Source organism: Mesorhizobium sp. M1163 (assembly GCF_040318415.1).
Classification (GTDB): Bacteria; Pseudomonadota; Alphaproteobacteria; order Rhizobiales; family Rhizobiaceae; genus Mesorhizobium.
On record NZ_JAMYMF010000027.1, the window covers coordinates 1 to 21,606 of the forward strand.

A 21,606-nucleotide genomic window follows, 5' to 3' on the forward strand; every position below is an offset into this window, starting at 1 on the left:
CGCCCAGGTGACGATGGCGGCGATCGCCTTCAACATGCGCCGATGGGCCGCTATCGCGGGATAGGTGCGCCTGAGTTCCGCCCATGCAGGGTCGGACGACCGCCTGAAACCCCAAACAAGACGCCAAATCCCCCGCAAACAAGCCAACAACCGCCGCAACCCCGCCGCCGCAAGCTTTTGCTCATGACTGCGCAACAGGTCCCTTGTGGGAGAAGGTGTCGCCGAAGGCGACGGATGAGGGGTGTTCCAGGAAACACCAACGTCTCATTCCGTCCAACACCCCTCAACCGTCTCGGCGCCTTGCGCCGATCCACCTTCTCCCCTTACAGGGTCCCTCAAGGGGGAGAAGGTGGATCGCGTTCGTTCACGCCTTGGCCGCCTCTTCGATCTTGGCGACGTCGATCTTGGTCATCTGCATCATCGCCTGCATCACGCGGCCGGCCTTTTCCCTGTCGGGGTCCAACAGCAGTTTGGGCAGCTGCTCGGGAACGACCTGCCAGGAGAGGCCGAATTTGTCCTTCAGCCAGCTGCACTGGCTGGGCTCGCCACCGCCCGCGATGAGCCTGTCCCAGAAATAGTCGACCTCTTCCTGCGTCTTGCAGTCGATGGAGAGCGAGACCGCCTCGGTGAACTTGAATTGCGGGCCGCCGTTGAGGGCCTGGAACGGAACGCCGTCGAGCTCGAATGAGACCATCAGCACCTTGCCCTCACGATCGCCGCTGCCCTTGGGCCAGCGCATCACGCTCAGCACCTTCGAATTCTTGAAGATGGAAACGTAGTGGTTCATGGCCTCCTCGGCTTGGTCGTCGAACCACAGGCAGGTGGTGATCTTTTGCATTCTCTTGCTCCTCGGGCTGGTTTGTTTGCTTTCGAAACGGCCGGTTGGTGATTGATGCCCCGCTCCTGCCGTCTGCCCAAGGACGCTCGAGCAAAACACGATCCGACAGCACCTCTGACTTTTTTGCGGTCTGGACCGGCTGCGTCTTTGGCTGGCCGTTCGTTCCGCTACCTGACGCAGCGCAAAATTGTGGCCAGACCAGAGCGTGGCGTCTATAAGGCCTGCGGCTCAATTCCGGTTTTCCGCACCTTTGGGTGCGACGCAGACAGCAAGGACAGTTCAATGCCCGCCTACCGTTCCCGCACCACCACCCATGGCCGCAACATGGCCGGCGCCCGCGGCCTGTGGCGCGCCACCGGGATGAAGGATTCGGATTTCGGCAAGCCGATCATCGCCGTGGTCAATTCCTTCACCCAGTTCGTGCCGGGCCACGTCCATCTCAAGGACCTCGGCCAGCTGGTTGCCCGCGAGATCGAGAAGGCCGGCGGCGTCGCCAAAGAATTCAACACCATCGCCGTCGACGACGGCATCGCCATGGGCCATGACGGCATGCTGTATTCGCTGCCGTCGCGCGAATTGATCGCCGATTCCGTCGAATACATGGTCAACGCGCATTGCGCAGACGCCATGGTCTGCATCTCGAATTGCGACAAGATCACGCCGGGCATGCTGATGGCGTCGCTGCGCCTCAACATCCCGACTGTCTTCGTCTCCGGCGGACCGATGGAGGCCGGCAAGGTGGTGCTCGCCGGCAAGAGCCAGGCGCTCGACCTAGTCGACGCCATGGTCGCCGCCGCCGACGACAAGATCTCCGACGAGGACGTCAAGATCATCGAGCGCTCGGCCTGCCCGACCTGCGGCTCGTGCTCGGGCATGTTCACCGCCAATTCGATGAACTGCCTGACCGAGGCGCTCGGCCTCTCGCTACCCGGCAACGGCTCGACGTTGGCGACGCACGCCGACCGCAAGCGCCTGTTCGTCGAGGCCGGCCATCTGATCGTGGATCTCGCCCAGCGCTATTACGAGCAGGACGACGACACCGCGCTGCCGCGCAGCATCGCCTCGAAGGGCGCCTTCGAGAACGCCATGACGCTCGACATCGCCATGGGCGGTTCGACCAACACCGTGCTGCACATCCTTGCCGCAGCACATGAGGGCGAGGTCGACTTCACCATGGAGGACATCGACCGGCTGTCGCGGCGGGTACCGGTGCTTTGCAAGGTGGCTCCGGCCAAGGCCGACGTCCACATGGAGGATGTCCACCGCGCCGGCGGCATCATGGCGATCCTCGGCCAGCTGGATAGCGCCGGGCTGATCAACCGCGACCTGCCGACGGTGCACACCGCGAGCCTCGGCGAAGCGCTCGACCACTGGGATATCTCGCGCACCACCAGCCAGAATGTCCGCGATTTCTTCCTGGCGGCACCCGGCGGCGTGCCGACGCAAGTCGCGTTCAGCCAGGACCGCCGCTGGGATGATCTCGATCTCGACCGCGAGAAAGGTGTCATCCGCTCGGCCGAACATCCTTTCTCAAGGGATGGTGGCCTCGCCGTGCTGAAAGGCAATCTCGCATTCGACGGCTGCATTGTGAAGACTGCCGGCGTCGATGAATCGATCCTGAAATTCACCGGTCCGGCAAGAGTGTTCGAAAGCCAGGACGCCAGCGTCAAGGCGATCCTGTCGAACGAGGTCAAGGCCGGCGATGTCGTCGTCATCCGCTATGAAGGGCCGCGCGGCGGCCCCGGCATGCAGGAAATGCTCTATCCGACCAGCTATCTTAAATCGAAGGGTCTCGGCAAAGCCTGCGCACTGATCACCGATGGGCGTTTTTCCGGCGGCACCTCCGGCCTGTCGATCGGCCACGTCTCGCCGGAAGCGGCGGAAGGCGGGCTGATCGGGCTGGTCAGGGAAGGCGACACGATCGAGATCGACATCCCCAACCGCACCATCCGGCTGGCTGTCGACGACGCGGAACTCATCGCCCGTCGCGCGGCGATGGAGGCGAAGGGAACAGCCGCTTGGAAGCCCGAGGAAAAGCGCAAGCGCAAGGTAACGACGGCCTTGCGCGCCTATGCGGCAATGGCAACCAGTGCTGCCAAGGGTGCGGTGCGGTACGTGCCGGAATAGGCATCATTCTTCAACGAGGTGGCGATAAATGGATTTCGACCTTGTGGTGCGCGGCGGGACGCTGCCCGACGGCAGGATCGCCGATATCGGCATCGTCGGCGAGACGATCGCGGCGATCGAGCCCGAGCTCAACATCAGCGCCGGCACGGCGATCGATGCCCATGGCAATCTGGTCTCGCCGCCTTTCGTCGATCCGCATTTCCATATGGACGCCACGCTTTCGCTCGGCATTCCCCGCATCAATGTCTCGGGCACGTTGCTCGAAGGCATTTCGCTGTGGGGCGAGCTGAAGCCGCTTCTGACCCACGAGGCGGTGCGCGACCGTGCGCTTGCCTATTGCGACTGGGCGGTGTCGATGGGCCTGCTCGCCATCCGCACCCATGTCGATGTCTGCGACGATCGCCTGCTGGCGGTGGAAGCGCTGCTCGACGTGAAGAAGACGGTTGCGCCGTATATCGACCTGCAATTGGTCGCCTTCCCGCAGGACGGGTTTTACCGCTCGCCGACGGCGCGCGACAACACCACCCGCGCGCTCGACATGGGCGTCGATGTCGTCGGCGGCATCCCGCATTTCGAGCGCACCATGGCCGACGGTACGCGCTCCGTCACCGAGCTCTGCGAGATCGCGGCCGAGCGCGGCCTGATGGTCGACCTGCATTGCGACGAGACCGACGATCCGCTGTCGCGCCACGTCGAGCAGCTTGCCTATGAGACGCAGCGGCTTGGATTGCAGGGCAGAGTGGCCGGCTCGCACCTCACCTCGATGCATTCGATGGATAATTACTACGTCTCGAAGCTGTTGCCGCTGATCGCCGAGGCCGGCGTTTCGGCGATCCCCAATCCGCTGATCAACATCATGCTGCAGGGCCGCCACGACACCTTTCCTAAGCGCCGCGGCTTGACGCGGGTCAAGGAAATGCTGGCGCACGGGATCCGCGTCGGCTGGGGCCAGGATTGCGTGCTCGACCCCTGGTATTCGCTGGGCACCGCAGACATGCTCGACGTCGCCTTCATGGGCCTGCATGTCGCGCAGATGTCGAGCCCAGCCGAGATGGCGCGCTGTTTCGACATGGTCACCAACGTCAATGCCGCCATCATGGGTCTCGACCACCTTGGCCTGGCCGTCGGCAAGCGCGCCAGCCTGGTCGTTCTCGATGCCGGCAACCCGCTCGAGGCGCTGCGCCTGCGCCCCGAGCGGCTCTGCGTCATTGCCAAAGGCAAGGTGGTGGCCGAGCGGAGCCGGCAGGACACGCGGCTTTCGATCGCCGGAAGGCCGGGCACCGTGAATCGGCGCCACGCTTAGACCAGCCGATTTCCGGCGCTGGTCTTACCGAATTCTCGATTTTCGCCTCGTCACGGCCGCTGCTAGCGACTACGACGCGGGTCACCGTAGCCACGGCGAGGAACCGGTAACGGAATGGCGCAGCGCGCAGCCCAGAACTCGACGATCAGGAACGTGCTGCTGGCCGGCATCCTGCTGATGCTCGCCGGCGATTTCCTGTTTGCGTTGAACGACGCGATGGGCAAGTGGCTGGTCGCCAGTTTTTCCGTCGGCCAGGTCGTGCTGAGCCGCTCGATCGGCGCCTTTTTCATACTCGGGCCGATGATTGCACATCAGGGTGCGGCCAAGCTGTTTCGCATGGAGCGGCCGGAGCTGCAGCTGCTGCGCGTAGTGATGACGACGCTCGACACGGCGCTGTTCTACGCGGCGGTCGTCTATCTGCCGCTCGCCGACGTGATGAGCTTCTACATGGCCGGGCCGATCTATGTGGCGGCGCTGTCGCACTTCTTGCTTGGCGAAAGGGTCGGCTGGCGCCGCTGGGCGGCTATTCTGGTCGGTTTCTGCGGCGTGCTGATCATGCTGAAGCCGTCTTCGGCGGCGTTCTCGCTGTCGTCGATGTTCGCGCTCGCCGGCAGCATTTCCTTTGCCTTCGCCATCATCCTCAACCGGCGACTGCGCGGCACCAGCGACACCTCGCTGGTCACCTGGCAAACCATCGGCACGCTGCTGGTCGGCGCTGCGTTGACCATCGGCAGTTGGAAGACGCCGTCCTCGCTCGATTTCGGCGCCATGCTGCTTCTGGGCATTGTCTCCTGCGGCGCGCATCTGATGATCACCAGGGCATTGAAGCTTGCGCCTGCCTCGACCTTGGCGCCGCTGCATTACAGCCTGCTGTTGTGGGCAGTGGTCTTCGGCTCGGCCTTCTTCGGCGATGTGCCTGGGCCACGCATCCTGGTCGGCTCGGTCATTGTCGTGCTGGCCGGCCTGTTCATCTTCCACCGCCAGAAGGTGGTCGACACGGTGCCGCCCGAAAACGTGCCGAAGGGTGTGAACTAACCCTGGCGCACCGCCGCGAGATGCCGGGAAAATTCCGGCGTCTCTATCAGTGCCTTGCAGCGCGCGAAGCGGCCGTCGGCGTAGGCGCGGAAATCGTCGACCGGATTGCCGTTGGCAAGCTGGATCAAGCCCCACAGCGTCCACAACAGGTCGCACATCGCCTTGTAGATGACGATGCGACCGCGCTCCGCCGGTGTCGGCTCACCGCCGAAATAGGCCAGCGTCATCTCCTCCTCCTGCGCGGCGTCGAATTGCCCTTCGACGCTGAGGTCGCCGAGGTCCCAGAGCGGATCGTTCATCCCGGAATATTCCCAATCGACGATCCACATCCTGTCGCCCGTATCGAGAAAGTTTTCGCAGAGCGGGTCGCAGTGGCAGGCGACGATCGGCAGAGGATGAGCCGCAAGTGCCGAGCGCACGGTTTCCGCTTCGCGGACCACATCGTGGTAGCCGGCAGGCAGGGCGACGTCCTTGGTCGACAGCACTTTCAGATAATCGTCGATCATCGCAAACAGCTCGAAGCGGAAGGGGAACACCGCGCCGGATGTGTGCAGTTTGCGAAAGGCCTTGCCGGCGCGTGCCGGGCTGCCCGGTCGGGTCTTGAATTTTTCCGGCGACATCGTCTCGGCGCCGGCGATGAAGCGGGTCAGCAGCACGCCGGTCTCGGCATCGACATGCAGCACTTCCGGGCTGACGCCGGCCTTCGCCGCTTCCCGCGCCGCCACTGTCTCGTTGGCGCGGTTGATGTATTCCTCGGTACCCTTGCCGGGGATACGCAGGCAGAAATCCTTACCCCTGAAGACGAGGTTGGTCAGGCCGCCGAGCCGTTCCAGCGGGCCGTCATAACCGGCCAGCATCGGAATGGCCGCAAGTGCGGCGCGTGCCTGGTCGTCCGCCATGGCTTTCGCTCCTTTTCCCGTCTTTATTGTCGCGACGACGGTTCCACAGTTTTCGCCGTTTGGCTATGATCGCGTCGCAGATCGATACCAGGCGACGGAAAGCGATGACGGACAGCAAACAGCAGAGCGCGCTCGCCGCAGCCTATGCGGCGAAGCGACCGGAAGACGTCGCGGCGCTCTACGACAGCTGGGCCGGCACCTATGACGCCGACATGTCGGCGGCCGGCTATCGCCATCCGACCATCTGCCTTGCCTTGCTGGCCCGCCATCTGCCGCGCGGCGCCGCTCCTCTCCTCGATGCTGGCGCAGGCACCGGGCTCATCGGCGAATGGCTTGCCATCACCGGTTATCCGCAGGTCGAGGCGCTCGACATTTCGGAAGGCATGCTGGCGCAAGCCGCGCGCAAAGGCGTCTATTCGGCCCTTCACTGCCTGGCGCTTGGCGCGCCGCTGCCTTTCGTGGACGATGCCTATGCCGGGATCATCTCAGCCGGCGTCTTCACGTCCGGCCATGTCGGGGCCGAGGGTCTGGACGAGCTGATCCGCATCTGCCGGCCGGGCGGGGTGATCGTGCTGACGGTGAAGAACACGCTGTGGGATGCGGGTTTTGCCGCGCGGATCGCCGAGCTCGAGGCGCAAGGCACCGTCACCCGCGCCGAGGAGACGCCGCCCTATGTCTCGATGCCAGGCGAGGCCGATACGGTGCCCAGCCGAGGTTTGGTGCTCATCGTGAACTGAGGCTGAAACCGGAAGGCTCTAGGCCTTCACCTTTGCTCCCGCCGGATCGTAAAGCGGCTCGAGGTGGATCTTAGCCGGCGTCCGTTCCATCGCCACCACCAGCTCGTAATCGCCGCAGGTGAGGAAATCATCGCTGACGCCATCGGCATTGCGCACATAGCCGTAGCCGATGTTCTTGCCGACGGTGTAGCCATAGCCGCCGCTGGTGAGATAACCGACGGCCTCGCCATTGCGCAGGATGGTCTCACGCCCGAGCAGCACGATATCCGGATCATCGACTGTGAAGCCGGCAAAACGTTTCCTGAGCGCCGCGCCGTCGAGCTTTTCAAGCGCCCGCCGGCCGAGGAAATCGGTGTTCTTCCTGAGCTTCACCGCCCAGCCGAGGCCGGCCTCCTGCGGCGTGTCGTTGGGCGTGATATCGGCGCCCCAGGCGCGGTAACCTTTTTCCAGCCGCAGCGATTCCAGCGCCCGATAGCCGACCGGGCGAATGTCGTGGACAGCGCCCGCCGTCATCAGCGCGTCGAAAACCTCGCCCGTCGCCGCGATCGGCGCATGCAGCTCCCAGCCGAGCTCGCCGACATAGGTGACGCGCAGTGCCCGAATGACGTGGCCGGCAATGGCGATCTCGCGAACATGGCCGAACGGAAAGGCGGCGTTCGAGACGTCGGCATCGGTCACCGCTGACAGCACGTCGCGGGCGCGCGGCCCCATCAGCGACAATGTGCCGAACTCCTCGGTGACGTCGGTCAGCGTCACGTCGAACTCGCTGCCGATATGATCGGCAATCCAGGAGAAATCATGCGTGCGGAAACCGGTGCCGGTGACGATGTAGAATTTCTCCTCATCGAGCCTCGCCACGGTCAAATCGGCCTCGATGCCGCCGCGCGTGTTGAGGAGCTGCGTGTAGGTCAGCCGGCCGACCGGCTTGGCGACGTCGTTGGCGCAGATCCAGTCCAGCGCCTTCAGCGCGTCGGCGCCGGTCATTTCGTATTTGGCGAAAGACGACTGGTCGAAAATGCCGATCTTTTCGCGCACGTGGCGGTGCTCGTCGCCGACGGGTGAAAACCAGTTCTGCCGGCCCATCGAATAGACGTCCTTCGGCTCGATGCCTTCCGGCGCGAACCAGTTCGGCCGCTCCCAGCCGAGTTTCGAGCCGAACACGGCGCGATGTTTTTGCAGCCGCTCGTATAAAGGCGAGACGATGCACGGCCGGCCGGTGACATATTCCTCATGCGGGAAGCCGATCGTGTAGTGCTTGCCATAGGCTTCCAGCGTGCGGTCGCCGACCCATTGCCGGTCGCAGTGCAGGTCGGAGAAGCGGCGGATGTCGACCACCCACAGATCGAGCGGCGCCTCGCCATCGACGACCCATTGCGCCAGCACCCAGCCTGCGCCGCCGCCGGACGCGATGCCGAAGGCATTGAAGCCGGCGCCGACGAACATATTGGGGCATTCCGGCGCCACGCCGAGGATGAAATTGCCGTCCGGCGTAAAGCTCTCCGGACCGTTGATCATCTGCTTGACGCCGACATTGGCGAGCGCCGGGACACGCGCGATCGCTTGGCTCATATGCTGCTCGAAATGATCGTAATCATCGTCGAACAGCCGGAACTCCCAATCGTCCGGCACATCGCCGCCCGGCAGACCGGTCGTCCAGGCCTGCGGGTTCGGCTCGTAGCCGCCCATCACCAGCCCGCCGACCTCCTCCTTGAAATAGGTGCGGCGATCGGGGTCGCGAATCGTCGGCGCATCGGCCGCCAAGCCGTCGATCCTCCCGGTGATGATGTACTGGTGCTTCACCGGCTGCAGCGGCACGTTTATGCCGGCGAGCGCACCCACCTGCCGCGCCCATTGCCCGGCGCAGTTCACCACCTTGTCGCAGGCGATATCGCCCTTGCTGGTCTTCACCGCGGTGATGCGGCCGTCTCTCATTTCGAAGCCGGTGACCCGCACCTCCTCGAACAATTTTGCGCCGTGCATGCGCGCGCCCTTGGCCAGCGACTGGGTGATGTCGGAAGGGCTTGCCTGACCGTCGCTGGGCAGCCAAGAAGCGCCGACGAGGTCGCCGGTTTCCAGCAGCGGCCACATTTCCTTGACCTCGGTCGGCGACAGCAGATGCATGTCCATGCCGAAGCTCTTTGCCGTCGTTGCCAGCCGCTTATACTCGGTCCAGCGGTCGGCATTGGTGGCAAGCCGCAGGCAGCCGGTCATCTTCCAGCCGGTGGCAAGGCCGGTTTCGGCTTGCAGCCCTTTGTAGAGATCGACCGAATATTTGAGCACCCGCGTGATCGACGCCGACGAGCGCAGCTGGCCGACCAGCCCGGCAGCATGCCAGGTCGAGCCCGAGGTCAGCTTGCCCTGTTCGAGCAGCACGATTTCGGCCTTGTGGTCGCGCGCCAGATGATAGGCCGTCGAACAGCCGATGATGCCACCGCCGATGACGACGATGCCGGCGTGGGCGGGCAAGGTCATGGCCGCATCCCGTATTTTGTCCTGTAGTTTTCCAGGGCGGCTTCGAGCCGCGCCAGGTTTTCGTCGGCGTAGGCGGCGTAGTCGACGCCGGGCGCATCGAGGTAGAGCTCGGAAACCATGCCCCACATCGCCTCGCGCAGCAGCGACGCGCATTGCATGGCGGCGTGCGAGCGCCGTATCGCTTCGTCCGGCTCCTTCATGAAGTAGGCGGTCAGGAAGGCGAAGGATTCCTCGTCGCTCATGCCGGCATTGGAAGCCGCGCCGGCAAGGTCGAACATCGCGGTGTTGAAGCCGGCATATTCGAAATCGATGAGCCATAGCCTGTGACCGTCATCGATTATGTTAGCCGGCAGAAGATCGTTGTGGCCGAAGACGATCGGCAGCAGTTTTTGCGCGCGCTCGAGCTCGTCCGCCAGCGTCAGCAGGCGTGGCAATTCGCCCAGCTTGCGGCTGCCGCCTTCCTCCAGCGTGCGCGCATAGTCGCGAATGACGTGGAATACCCAGAACATGAAGCCGGCGCCGGAGACATGACCGGGCATCTCCCGGTGGAAACCGCGCAGCAACGCGGCGACGCGGCCGAGATCGGCGCGCACGTCTTGCGCGACATAGGCCTTGGCGCCGAGATACTCCGTCACCATGACGCCGGGTCCGGTGTAGCGGACGGCCGGAGCGAAGCCTGCCGCGTGTGCTGCCCGCGCGGTCATCATCTCGCGCTCGCGAAAGACATGGTGGAACGGATAGTCCTGCCCGATGCGCACGACGTGCCGCCCGGCCGCGTCCTTGACCAGGTAATTGGCATTGCTCAACCCGCCCGGCAGCGGCGCAATGTCGATGCTGCCGGTCCAGCAAGGCAGCGCGCGGATGCGGTCTTCGACAGTCACGATCTCGTCCAACATTGGGTCAATTTTCCACGCATGTCATGGCTGGCCAGCGATGACGATCGGACGGAGGAATGGAGGCAACGCGAAGATCTCGTCGGTGCAGATCTCGGGATCGGTATCCCGCACCGCACCGACGAGCCCCTTTGTGCCGGGTTCTTCGACGCCGGCATCCGCCCCCGCGGATCCTAATTTTCGGTTCCCTCGCACCCGAGGATTTCCCAGGCGTTCAGGCAAGCAATTTTTCGTGCGGCTCAGCCGTCGGCCTCCGTTCCGAGCCTGTCACAGCGATAATGTCGCGCCAGGCTGGAGACGTTGTCAACGCAATTGTGGTGTTTTCTGCTTTTTTGCCCGAATTTTGCGAAATATCTTGGAGTAAGTGGCATTTATGCCGTAGAAACGGTCAATGGTGCAACAATTCGACCGGTTGGAACCGATGGGCCACTCGAAGCGGCATGGCGAAATCCTGCGCCTCCTCAAGGAGGAAGGCACCGTCACCATTGCCAGCCTGGCTGACCGGCTGGGCGTCTCGCTGGAGACGGTACGCCGCGATGTCAAGCCACTGACCAGCGATGGTTCCATCCTCAAGATGCATGGCGCCGTCGGCCTGCCGTCGATTGCCGGCGAAGCGCCGTTCGAGCGGCGCATGCGTGAGAACGCCGATGCCAAGCGGGCAATTGCCCGCATGGTCGCTGCCACCATCCGCGACGGCGAGTCGATCATGCTCGACACCGGCACGACCACGAGCTTCCTGGCCCGCGAGCTGCTCGGCCACCGGCGGCTGACGGTCGTCACCAATTCCTCCGACATCGCCCGCACGCTGGCCACCGTCAACGGCAACAAGGTCTATATGGCCGGCGGCGAGCTGCGCAGCGATTCCGGTGCTGCTTTCGGCGTCTCAGCCATCGAATTCGTCAGCCGCTTCTCCGTCAGCCACGCGGTGATTTCGACCGGCGCGGTCGATGCCATCACGGGTGTCATGGACTATGACCTCGAAGAGGCTGAGTTCGCCCGCATGGTGCTGTCGCGCGGCCAGCGTTCGCTTGTCGTCACCGACCACAGCAAATTCGGCCGGCAGGGTCTGGTTCAGGTCTGCGGCTTCGACGGCTTTTCCGAACTCGCGACCGACCGTCTGCCGCCGCATGACATCGCCGCCGCCCTTGCCCAGGCCGGCGCGCGGCTCAGCATTGCGGATGGCGGAAGCGAGGACTGAGCTCTATCGGGAGAACGGCACCAGCACCCACTTCCCAGCGCCGCCTCTGCCGTGTTTAGTCCGGCCATGGCTTTCACCATCCGCCAATTGCAGTTCTTCATCGCCGTCGCCGAGCAAGGCACGGTGTCGGGCGCCGCCCAGAATCTGTCGATCTCGCAATCCTCGGTCACCGAGGCGATCAAGGAGCTGGAGCACGATCTCGGCGTCGAGCTGTTCGAGCGCCACCCGCGCGGGCTGAACATCACCCACAAGGGCCACCAGTTCCTGCGCCATGCGAGGAAGATCCTTGCCGACGTTTCCGATGCGCGCCGCGCCTTCTTCGGCGAACAGATCGCGGCAAGCGGGCGGCTGCAACTTGGCGTCACCTCGCTGGTCGCCGGCTATGTGCTGTCCGATCTTCTTGCCCGCTACCGCCGCGCCTATCCGGGTGTCGAGGTCTCGGCGATCGAGGACAATGGCGACTATCTCGAGCACCTGTTGATCGGCGGCAAGCTCGACATTGCGGTCATGGTCACCTCGAACCTGCGCGACCGCACCGCGCTGCAGTCCGAAATCCTCGAAGTCTCGGCCTACCGGCTGTGGCTGCCGCTCGGCCATCCGTTGGCCGGTGCCGACATCATCGGTATCGGCGATATCGCCTCGGAACCGCTGATCATGCTGACCGTCGACGAGATCGAGGAGAATACCGGAAAGCTGCTGACGGCGATCGGCGCCAAACCGCACGTCGCATTCCGCACCCGCTCGGTCGAAGCGGTGCGCAGTCTCGTCGCCACCGGCGCCGGCGTGGCGCTGCTGCCGGACCTCGTCTACCGGCCATGGTCGCTGGAAGGCGACCGCATCGAATCGCGCGATATTTCGGGATCGTTGCCGGTCGTCCAGGTCGGCATGGTCTGGCGGCGCGGCTCCGGCCTGCCGCAGGCGGCGCGCGACTTCATCGGACTTGCCCAGTCGCAGCGCATGGTGCGCCAACGGCCCGAGAAGATCGGCCGGTGATGTATCGGAAAAACCGATATCGACTTTCTGATAAATGAATTTGCGAAACCGGAAATTTCGCAGCACTTTTGAGCCAGGGAACAAAGCTGCCGCAGGAGCACGGCCCCTTAGAGCCGCGCATCCAACGTTTGAACGGGCGCATGACCTTTTCCGAAAACCGAAACCGGTTTCGAGGTCATGCAAAATGGGAGATCGACGATGAATTCATTGCTGAAATCATGCACTGCCTTGACGGTCGCGCTGACCTTCTCCGGCCAGGCCATCGCCCAGGTCAAGGAGCTGGGCAAGGGTGAAGGCGAGGTCAATATCGTCGCCTGGCCGGGCTATATCGAGCGCGGCGAAACCGACAAGGGCTATGATTGGGTCACCTCGTTCGAGAAGGAAACCGGCTGCAAGGTCAACGTCAAGACCGCCAACACCTCCGACGAGATGGTTTCGTTGATGAACGAAGGCGGTTTCGACCTTGTCACTGCCTCGGGCGACGCCTCGCTGCGCCTGGTTGCGGGCAAGCGCGTCCAGCCGATCAACACCGACCTCATCCCGAGCTGGAAGACGGTCGACGACCGGCTGAAGGATGCGCCCTGGTTCACCGTCGGCGGTGTCCATTACGGCGTGCCGTACCAATGGGGGCCGAATGTGCTTATGTACAACACCGAAGTGTTCAAGGAGGCGCCGAAGAGCTGGAACATCGTGTTCGAGGAAATGAAGCTACCCGACGGCAAGTCGAACAAGGGCCGCGTCCAGGCCTATGACGGGCCGATCCACATTGCTGATGCCGCCAACTACCTGATGGCCCACAAGCCGGAGCTCGGCATCAAGGATCCGTACGAACTGACTGAGGACCAGTACAAGGCTGCGCTCGACCTGCTGCGCGTCCAGCGTACGCTGGTCGGACGCTACTGGCATGACGCTGCCATCCAGGTCGACGATTTCCAGAACGAAGGCGTCGTCGCCTCCGGTTCATGGCCCTATCAGGTCAACACGCTGATCGCGGCCAAGAAGCCGGTCGCCTCGACCATTCCCGAGGAGGGCGTCACCGGCTGGGCCGACACCACCATGATGGAGGCCGATGCGGCCCACCCGAACTGCGCCTACATGTGGATTGAGCATTCGCTGTCGCCGAAAGTGCAGGGCGACGTCTCCGCCTGGTTCGGCTCGCTGCCGGTGGTGCCCGCCGCCTGCAAGGGCAACGAACTGCTCGGCCAAGAGGGCTGCAAGACCAACGGCTACGACAATTTCGACAAGATCAAGTTCTGGAAGACGCCGGTCTCGAAATGCGCCACCCAGAACGACCAGTGCGTGCCCTATTACCGCTGGGTGTCGGACTATATCGGCGTCATCGGCGGACGGTGAGTTCGTCTCACTTACTAAGCTCGGCGCTGCCCCTCACCCTTACCCTCTCCCCGTGAAGAACGGGGGGTCGCCAGCGTTGGAGCGCCTCCCTTCTCCCCGTCCACTACGGGAGAAGGTGCCGGCAGGCGGATGAGGGGCAGCGCTACCCTGAATTTGATGAGCCTGACAGATCAGGACAACCCATGACTTCCGCCGTTTCTTTCCAAAAAGTCTCCCGCCATTTCGGCAGCGTGCGTGCCGTCGACGCGGTCGATCTCGACATCGTGCCGGGCGAGTTCTTCGCCATGCTCGGGCCTTCCGGCTCGGGCAAGACGACGTGCCTGCGCCTCATCGCCGGGTTCGAGCAGCCGACGGCGGGCTCGATCTCGATCTTCGGCGAACGCGCCGAGGGCGTGCCGCCCTATCGCCGCAACGTCAACACCGTGTTCCAGGATTATGCGCTGTTCCCGCATCTCAACGTGCTCGACAACGTCGCCTATGGGCTGATGGTCAAGGGCGTCGGCAGACTGGAGCGGCAAAAGGCGGCGGAAGAGGCGCTGGCGCTGGTGCGGCTTCCCGGCTACGGCGCGCGTCGCCCTGGCCAGCTTTCCGGCGGCCAGCGCCAGCGCGTCGCGCTCGCCCGTGCGCTGGTCAACCAGCCCAAGGTGCTGTTGCTCGACGAGCCGCTCGGCGCGCTCGACCTCAAGCTTCGCGAGAACATGCAGGAGGAGTTGAAATCACTGCAGAAGGCGCTCGGCATCACCTTCGTGTTCGTCACCCATGACCAGGGGGAGGCGCTGTCGATGGCCGATCGCGTCGCCGTCTTCAACGACGGCAAGATCATGCAGATCGGCACGCCGGAAGACATCTACCAGCGCCCCAAGACCCGCTTCGTCGCCGATTTCGTCGGCTCGTCCAACGTACTGCCGCCGGATTTCGTCCAGCGCTATGCCGGCCAGCATCGCTGGGGCAGCCTGCGCCCTGAATCCATTCGCATCGGCCGGGCGGCCAAGGGCGACGGCGTTGCGGCTCGCCTGGTGTCGACCAACTATCTCGGCGCGACGATAAGACTGGCGCTCGATGCCGAAGGCTTGCGGCTGCATGCCATCGTGCCGGCGGGTGCTGCCTTGCCCCGGGAAGGCGAGGCGGTGGTGCTCACCTTCAACCGCGAGCATTTGCATCTGATGGACGAGTTGGGATGAGCCTGGACGCCGCCATGCCGCGGGCCACGACCCCCGCCATCCTGCCGGGAAGCGGCGGCCTGCGCGGCGCGCTGTCGGATCTCTTCTGGCGCCGGCCGCAATTCTTGCTGCTCCTGATGCTGCTGCCGCCGGTTCTTTGGCTCGGCATCGTCTATATCGGCTCGCTGTTCGCGCTGCTTTTGCAGAGCTTCTTCTCGATCGACGAGTTCTCCGGCCTCATCAACCGCGAGTTCACGCTGAAGACTTATGGCGACCTGCTGCAGGCCGCCAATCTCGACATCATCCTGCGCACGGTGACGATGGCGGCGCTGGTGACGTTTGCGTCGGCGGTCATTGCCTTTCCCATCGCCTATTACGCGGCGCGCTATGCGCGCGGCCGTTGGAAGGCGTTGTTTTATCTCGGCGTCATGCTGCCGCTGTGGTCGAGCTACCTGGTCAAGATCTATGCCTGGAAGCTGATCCTCGCCAAGGAAGGCATCCTGACGTGGCTGCTGGCCAAATTGCATCTTCTGTGGCTGCTTGATGCCTGGCTATCGCTGCCGATCGTCGGCGGCAACTCGCTGTCGGTATCGTCCACCGGCACCTTCATCGTCTTTGTCTATGTCTGGCTGCCGTTCATGATCCTGCCGGTGCAGGCGGCCCTCGAGCGCGTGCCGGGCAATCTGGTCGAGGCTTCTTCCGATCTCGGTGCGTCACCCGGCCAGACCTTCCGCAACGTGCTGTTCCCGCTGGCGCTGCCCGGCATCGTCGCCGGCTCGATCTTCACCTTCTCGCTGACGCTCGGCGACTACATCATCCCGCAGATCATCGGCACGTCGCGGCTGTTCATCGGCCAGGCCGTCTATTCGCAGCAAGGCACCGCCGGCAACATCCCGCTCGCCGCCGCCTTTACCGTGGTGCCCATCGTCATCATGGGCTTCTACCTCTGGGGCGCCAAGCGCATGGGGGCTTTCGATGCGCTCTGACCGTGGCCCATCCGCGCCGATCGGCCTGAAGCTCGCTGCCACCGGCGGCCTGCTCTTCCTGCACCTGCCGATCCTGCTGATCTTCGTCTATGCCTTCACCACCGAGGAGAAGAGCTTCGTCTGGCCACCACCGGGCCTGACCACGCAATGGTTCGCCGTCACCTGGAACCGGCCGGACGTCTGGCAGGCGCTGTCGCTGTCGGTGCGGGTCGCGGCGATCTCGACCGCCATCGCGCTAGTCCTCGGCACGCTGTGCGCCGCGGCCGTGTCCCGAACAAAATTCTTCGGCCGCGAAACCATCTCGCTGCTGGTGATCCTGCCGATCGCGCTGCCCGGCATCATCACCGGCATCGCGCTGCGCTCGGCGTTCGCGCTGGCCGAAATCCCGTTCTCGTTCTGGACGATCGTGCTCGGCCACGCCACCTTCTGCGTGGTCGTCGTCTACAACAATGCGGTCGCCCGTTTCCGCCGCACGTCCGGCTCGATGATCGAGGCGTCGATGGATCTCGGCGCCGACGGTTTCCAGACCTTTCGGCATGTCGTGCTGCCCAACATCGCAACCGCGCTGCTGGCCGGCGGCATGCTTGCCTTTGCGCTGTCCTTCGACGAGGTCATCGTCACCACCTTCACCGCCGGCCAGCAGCAGACGGTGCCGATCTGGATGCTCGAAGAGTTGATCCGTCCGCGCCAGCGTCCGGTCACCAATGTCGTGGCCATGGTGGTGGTGCTGGTGACGCTGCTTCCCATCCTCGCTGCCTATTACCTGACCCGCGACGGCGACCAGATCGCCGGTTCGGGCAAATGATCTCGTTCATAAGGGAGAGACTTCCATGGACACGCAGATGCTGATCGGCTCGAAATTCGAAAAAGGCACCGAGACCGAGGAACCGATCCTCAACCCGAAGACCGGGGCGAGCATCCTCAATCTGCCCGAGGCCAGCCCGGCGCAGATCGAGGCGGCGGTGCTTGCCGCCGAAAAAGCCTTCGTCACCTGGTCCCGCACAACGCCGGCGCAGCGCGCCGGCTATCTCCTGAAGATCGCCGATCGCATCGAGGCCGCGGCACAGGATTTCGCGGCGCTCGAGGCGCTGAACTGCGGCAAGCCGATCAATGCCGTGCTTAATGACGAGATCCCGGCGATCGTCGACTGCTATCGCTTCTTTGCCGGTGCGGTCCGCTCGATGCCCGGCCAGGTCGCCGGCGAATACATTCCCGGCCACACCTCGATGGTCCGCCGCGACGCCATCGGCGTTGTCGCGTCGATTGCGCCGTGGAACTATCCGCTGATGATGATGGCCTGGAAGCTGGCGCCGGCGATTGCCGGCGGCAACACCGTCGTCTTCAAGCCGTCGGAACAGACGCCGCTGACCGCGCTGAAGCTGGCGAAAATCCTTGCCGAGATCCTGCCGGAAGGCGTCGTCAACGTCGTGCTCGGCCGCGGCGACAGTGTCGGCAACACGCTGATCAACCACCCGAAGGTCAACATGATCTCGATCACCGGCGACGTCGCCACTGGCAAGAAGGTGCTGCAGGCCGCCGCCAAATCGGTCAAGCGCACACATCTCGAGCTCGGTGGCAAGGCGCCCGTCATCGTCTTCGACGACGCCGATCTCGGTGCAGTGGTCAACGGTCTGCGCGCCTTCGGCTATTACAATGCCGGCCAGGACTGCACCGCCGCCTGCCGCATCTATGCCGGCAAGAAGATCTACGACAAGCTTGTCGCCGACCTCTCCGCTGCGGTCTCGACCATCAAGTATGATCGCCCCGACGATACCGAGAACGAGATCGGCCCGCTGATTTCGCGTCGCCAGCGTGATCGCGTCTCGAGCTTCGTCGAGCGCGCGTCTGAGCTCAAGCACATCGAGATCACCACGGGCGGCAAGCCGGGCGAGGGCTCCGGCTTCTTCTACCAGCCGACCGTCGTCGCCGGCGCGCTGCAGGAAGACGAGATCGTGCGCCGCGAAGTGTTCGGCCCGGTGGTCTCGGTCACCCGTTTTTCCGAAGTCGACGAGGCGGTGAACTGGGCCAATGACTCTGACTATGGCCTGGCGTCATCGGTGTGGACCAAGGACGTTTCGCGCGCCATGGCGACGGCCGCCCGCCTGCAATATGGCTGCACCTGGATCAACACCCACTTCATGCTGACAAACGAGATGCCGCATGGCGGGTTGAAACAATCCGGCTACGGCAAGGACATGTCGCTCTATGCGCTGGAGGATTATACAGCCGTCCGCCACGTCATGATTGCGCACGGGTAGGGTCCAGATGCGGGAGAAGGTGGCCTGAAGGCCGGAAGTGGCGGCGCGACTATTCTTCCGCCTCGTCCGTCCCGTCCGCCGCCGGCGCCACCAGCAGCACGGTGGCGCCGAGGAGCGCGGCGATGAAGGAGCCGGCGAGGATGCCGACCTTGACCGCGTCCTGCAGAGCGACGTCGCTGGCGAAGGCGAGCAGGCCGATGAACAGGCTCATGGTGAAGCCGATGCCGCAGAGCAGCGAAATGCCGATCATGTGCAGCCAGCCGGCATTGACCGGCAGATCGGCGAAGCCGAGCCGGATGGCAAGCGCAGAAGACCCGAACACGCCGACCAGCTTGCCGGCGACGAGGCCGGCGGCGACGCCGAGCGTCAGCGGCTCGGCCAGGGCGGCAGCGCTGAGACCGCCGAGCGAGACGCCGGCGTTGGCAAAGCCGAAAATCGGAATGACGAAAAAGGCGACGACTTTGTGCAGGCCGTGTTCGAGCCGGTGCAGCGGCGAATGGTCGAGATCGTGGCCGCTGCCCAGCGATATCTTCAATGGAATGGTGAGGGCCAGCGCGACGCCGGCAAGCGTCGCATGGACGCCCGATTTGAGCACCAAAACCCACAGAACGATGCCGAGCAAGACGTACGGCAGCAACGTCAGCACCCGCATGCGGTTGAGCACCACCAGCAGCGCGATGACCGAGAAGGCGGCGCCGAGATAGGCGAGCGACAGGCCGCTGGTATAGAACACCGCAATGATGAGCACGGCGCCGAGATCGTCGATGATGGCGAGCGCGGTGAGGAATATCTTCAGCGAGCCCGGCACGCGGCTGCCGAGCAGCGACAGCACTCCGAGCGCAAAGGCGATATCGGTGGCGGTCGGGATCGCCCAGCCGGACAGAGCGGCCGGATCGTTGCGGTTGATGGCGACGTAGACCAGTGCCGGCACCGCCATGCCGCCGGCGGCGGCGATGCCGGGCAGCACGCGGCGCGGCCAAGTCGAGAGCTGGCCGTCGAGCATCTCGCGCTTGATCTCGAGGCCGACCAGCAGGAAGAACACCGCCATCAGGCCGTCATTGATCCAGTGCGAGACGCTGAGCGGTCCGAGATAGGCGTGGAGGGCGGAGAAATAAGCCTCGCTCAGCGGCGAATTGGCGACGATCAAGGCCAGGGCCGCCGCAGCCATCAGGATGAGTCCGCCGGCCGCCTCGCTGTCGAGGAATTCGCGCAGCATGGAGACCAGCCGCTTTTCGTCCTGCATGTCGCCTCCGTCGTATCAGCGGCAAGGTCCGACACCGCCAAGCGATGATGCGCAAACAGCGCTGGCCGGGCAAGCCTGCAGTCAGAGCCTTTTAGCGCGGCGCGCGCTTGGCGAGGATACGCTGCAGCGTGCGGCGATGCATGTTCAGCCGGCGCGCGGTTTCCGAGACGTTGCGGTCGCACATTTCATAGACGCGCTGGATGTGCTCCCAGCGTACCCGGTCGGCCGACATCGGATTTTCGGGCGGTGCTGCGCGTTCGCCCGCCGTGCGGGTCAGGGCTGCAAAGATGTCGTCGGCGTCGGCCGGCTTCGACAGATAGTCGATAGCGCCGAGCTTCACCGCCGTCACCGCGGTGGCGATGTTGCCGTAGCCAGTGAGGATGATGGCGCGGGCATCGTCGCGCTTCTCGCGGATCGCGGCGACGACGTCGAGGCCGTTGCCGTCGGCCAGCCGCATGTCGACCACCGCGTAGGCAGGCGGATTGGCGCGCGCCTTGGCAACCGCCTCCTCGACGCTCTCGGCCGTCTCGACCACGAAACCCCTGGTTTCCATGGCGCGGGCAAGCCGCGTCAGGAACGGCTTGTCGTCGTCGACGATCAGCAGCGAGGTGTCCTCGCCTTCGACCATTGCGCCAATCGTTTCGTCAGTACTCATCGTGCTGAAAATCCTGCTGCCTGATTTTTACGCAAATATAGTTTCGCGACGCTATTGTCCAATTTAGGCCGTGTCGAACATGGTGGCCGAAGCCTGCTCGGGATTGAGGAAGACGCTGCGCGGCCACGATATCTGCACGATAGCGCCCTCGCCGGGCTCGCTCGAATTGCGGAAATCGAGCGTCGCCCCGGAGCGTTCGAGCAAGGTCTTGGCGATGAATAAGCCAAGGCCGAGGCCGCCGCCGGCTTCGGTGCCTTGTCGCGTCGACATATAAGGTTCGCCGATGCGGTCGATGATCTCCGGCGGAAAGCCCGGCCCGTCGTCGATGATCGAGAAGCTGACGGCGGCCTCGTTCCAGCTCCAGCGTACAGTGACGTTCTTGCGAGCGAAGTCGACGGCGTTCTCGACCAGATTGCCGAGGCCGTAAATGACGCCGGGATTGCGCCGGCCCACCGGTTCCGGGCCGATGCGCTCGCCCGGCCGAAGCTTGATCGAAATGCCGAAATCGCGGTGCGGCGCCGTCACCTCCTCGACCAGTGAGGTCAGCGGCAGGCGCGAGAGGTGCACCTCGCTCTCGGAGGAAAGGCTGGTCAGGCGCTTTAGGATTTCGCGGCAGCGCTCGCTCTGCGAACGCAGCAGCTTCACGTCCTCGCCGTATTTGGGATCTTGGCCAAGCGCCTTCTCCATCTCCTTGGCGACAAGCGTGATCGTGGCGAGCGGCGTGCCGAGCTCGTGCGCGGCGGCCGCGGCGAGGCCGTCGAGGGCTGAGAGATGCTGCTCTCGCTGCAGCACCAGTTCGGTGGCGGCAAGCGCGTTGGCAAGCAGCCGCGCCTCCTCGGCCACCCGGAAGGCATAGATCGCGGTAAAGGCGATGGAGCAGAACACCGCCATCCACATGCCGGCGACATAGATGAACGGCATCGCCAATGGTGCGCCCTCATGCCAAGGCAGCGGCAGGTGGTAAAAGACCAGCAGCGTCGCCGCCACGATCACCAGCGCGCCGAGCATGGCGGTCAGCCGCAGCGGCAGCGACGTCGCCGAGACGACGACGGGCACGGTCATCAGCAGCGAAAACGGATTGGTGAGGCCGCCGGTCATGTAGAGCAGGCCGGCAAGCTGCAGGCTGTCGAAGGTCAGGATGGCAAAGGCCGAGAGCGGGGTAAGCCGATGCGCCGCCGGATAGCGGAAGGTCAGCAAAAGGTTCATCCAGGCCGAACAAGCGATCAGCGCAAAACACATGCTGACCGGCAGCGGAAATTTCAGCCCGTAAGCGACGACAAGCACGGTCAGGCTCTGGCCGACGATGGCAAGCCAGCGCAACCTGATCAGCGTGTTGAGGCGCAGCCGCTGGCTTTGCTGGAAGTCGGGTGCGTGCAGGATGTTTATCATGGCCAATGATTATAGAGGGGAAACAGCCGGAGGTCTTTTCCGAAAAAGCGCCGAAGCTGGCCTTCCG

18 protein-coding genes are annotated in these 21,606 nt (G+C 64.1%); 11 read left to right on the top strand and 7 right to left on the bottom strand.

From position 1 onward, the window contains the following. Positions 1-364: 364 nt before the first annotated feature. Complete coding sequence (locus NKH43_RS23615) at positions 365-838, bottom strand: VOC family protein (protein WP_023717939.1); 474 nt, start codon at positions 836-838, stop codon at positions 365-367. A gap of 282 nt (positions 839-1,120) precedes the next feature. On the opposite strand from NKH43_RS23615, the gene ilvD reads away from it, so the two are divergent. The 3 genes from ilvD (at position 1,121) to NKH43_RS23630 (ending at position 5,303) form a co-directional block, all read left to right on the top strand. Continuing rightward, on the top strand, positions 1,121-2,965 hold the full coding sequence (ilvD, locus tag NKH43_RS23620) for a dihydroxy-acid dehydratase (protein WP_352483996.1): 1,845 nt from the start codon (positions 1,121-1,123) through the stop codon (positions 2,963-2,965). Positions 2,966-2,993: 28 nt separating this feature from the next. Beyond that, positions 2,994-4,268, top strand: coding sequence for an amidohydrolase family protein (locus NKH43_RS23625; protein ID WP_352495764.1), 1,275 nt, complete (start codon positions 2,994-2,996; stop codon positions 4,266-4,268). 114 nt (positions 4,269-4,382) lie between these two features. Beyond that, positions 4,383-5,303: a DMT family transporter gene (locus NKH43_RS23630; protein WP_352860107.1), complete on the top strand. Its 921-nt coding sequence runs from the start codon at positions 4,383-4,385 to the stop codon at positions 5,301-5,303. On the opposite strand, the gene NKH43_RS23635 is transcribed toward NKH43_RS23630, so the two are convergent. Then, positions 5,300-6,202, bottom strand: a complete 903-nt coding sequence (locus NKH43_RS23635; RefSeq protein WP_352860108.1) for a phosphotransferase — start codon at positions 6,200-6,202, stop codon at positions 5,300-5,302. The two genes, NKH43_RS23630 and NKH43_RS23635, sit on opposite strands and share 4 nt — an antisense overlap. A 104-nt stretch (positions 6,203-6,306) precedes the next feature. Between NKH43_RS23635 and NKH43_RS23640 the strand changes: the two genes are divergently transcribed. Next, positions 6,307-6,939, top strand: coding sequence for a class I SAM-dependent DNA methyltransferase (locus tag NKH43_RS23640; protein WP_023717942.1), 633 nt, complete (start codon positions 6,307-6,309; stop codon positions 6,937-6,939). Positions 6,940-6,957: 18 nt separating this feature from the next. Here the strand turns inward: NKH43_RS23640 and NKH43_RS23645 are convergent, their stop codons facing one another. Then, on the bottom strand, positions 6,958-9,411 hold the full coding sequence (locus NKH43_RS23645; RefSeq protein ID WP_352860109.1) for a GcvT family protein: 2,454 nt from the start codon (positions 9,409-9,411) through the stop codon (positions 6,958-6,960). Further along, the gene (locus NKH43_RS23650; RefSeq protein ID WP_023717944.1) at positions 9,408-10,292 is read right to left on the bottom strand and encodes a phosphotransferase family protein; all 885 of its coding nucleotides are present in this window, start codon (positions 10,290-10,292) and stop codon (positions 9,408-9,410) included. Before NKH43_RS23650 ends, NKH43_RS23645 begins: the two co-directional genes overlap by 4 nt. A gap of 433 nt (positions 10,293-10,725) precedes the next feature. Here NKH43_RS23650 and NKH43_RS23655 point away from each other — a divergent pair, with 433 nt between their 5' ends. The 7 genes from NKH43_RS23655 (at position 10,726) to NKH43_RS23685 (ending at position 18,252) form a co-directional block, all read left to right on the top strand. Further along, entirely contained in the window at positions 10,726-11,502 is a 777-nt protein-coding gene (locus NKH43_RS23655) for a DeoR/GlpR family DNA-binding transcription regulator (RefSeq protein ID WP_352484001.1), read from the top strand. Between the two features lie 66 nt (positions 11,503-11,568). After that, positions 11,569-12,495, top strand: coding sequence for a LysR family transcriptional regulator (locus tag NKH43_RS23660; protein ID WP_023717947.1), 927 nt, complete (start codon positions 11,569-11,571; stop codon positions 12,493-12,495). Positions 12,496-12,693: 198 nt separating this feature from the next. Next, positions 12,694-13,848 (top strand): ABC transporter substrate-binding protein, encoded by a 1,155-nt coding sequence (locus tag NKH43_RS23665; RefSeq protein WP_352860110.1) that lies wholly within the window; start codon positions 12,694-12,696, stop codon positions 13,846-13,848. Positions 13,849-14,030: 182 nt separating this feature from the next. Then, complete coding sequence (locus NKH43_RS23670) at positions 14,031-15,029, top strand: ABC transporter ATP-binding protein (RefSeq protein ID WP_352860111.1); 999 nt, start codon at positions 14,031-14,033, stop codon at positions 15,027-15,029. Positions 15,030-15,043: 14 nt separating this feature from the next. Continuing rightward, positions 15,044-15,994, top strand: a complete 951-nt coding sequence (locus tag NKH43_RS23675) for an ABC transporter permease (protein ID WP_352860143.1) — start codon at positions 15,044-15,046, stop codon at positions 15,992-15,994. Then, positions 15,984-16,799, top strand: a complete 816-nt coding sequence (locus tag NKH43_RS23680) for an ABC transporter permease (protein WP_352479858.1) — start codon at positions 15,984-15,986, stop codon at positions 16,797-16,799. Before NKH43_RS23675 ends, NKH43_RS23680 begins: the two co-directional genes overlap by 11 nt. 25 nt (positions 16,800-16,824) lie before the next feature. Continuing rightward, positions 16,825-18,252 carry a gamma-aminobutyraldehyde dehydrogenase gene (locus tag NKH43_RS23685; RefSeq protein ID WP_352483988.1) on the top strand — a complete coding sequence of 476 codons (1,428 nt, stop codon included), beginning with the start codon at positions 16,825-16,827 and terminating at the stop codon, positions 18,250-18,252. Positions 18,253-18,301: 49 nt separating this feature from the next. Here NKH43_RS23685 and nhaA read toward each other — a convergent pair whose 3' ends face one another. From nhaA to NKH43_RS23700, 3 genes are all read right to left on the bottom strand, one after another. Next, complete coding sequence (gene nhaA / locus NKH43_RS23690; RefSeq protein WP_352860112.1) at positions 18,302-19,495, bottom strand: Na+/H+ antiporter NhaA; 1,194 nt, start codon at positions 19,493-19,495, stop codon at positions 18,302-18,304. A 91-nt stretch (positions 19,496-19,586) separates the two neighbouring features. Beyond that, positions 19,587-20,150: an ActR/PrrA/RegA family redox response regulator transcription factor gene (locus tag NKH43_RS23695; RefSeq protein ID WP_023676342.1), complete on the bottom strand. Its 564-nt coding sequence runs from the start codon at positions 20,148-20,150 to the stop codon at positions 19,587-19,589. A gap of 63 nt (positions 20,151-20,213) precedes the next feature. Next, positions 20,214-21,539, bottom strand: a complete 1,326-nt coding sequence (locus NKH43_RS23700; protein ID WP_352860113.1) for an ActS/PrrB/RegB family redox-sensitive histidine kinase — start codon at positions 21,537-21,539, stop codon at positions 20,214-20,216. Positions 21,540-21,606 lie beyond the last annotated feature (67 nt).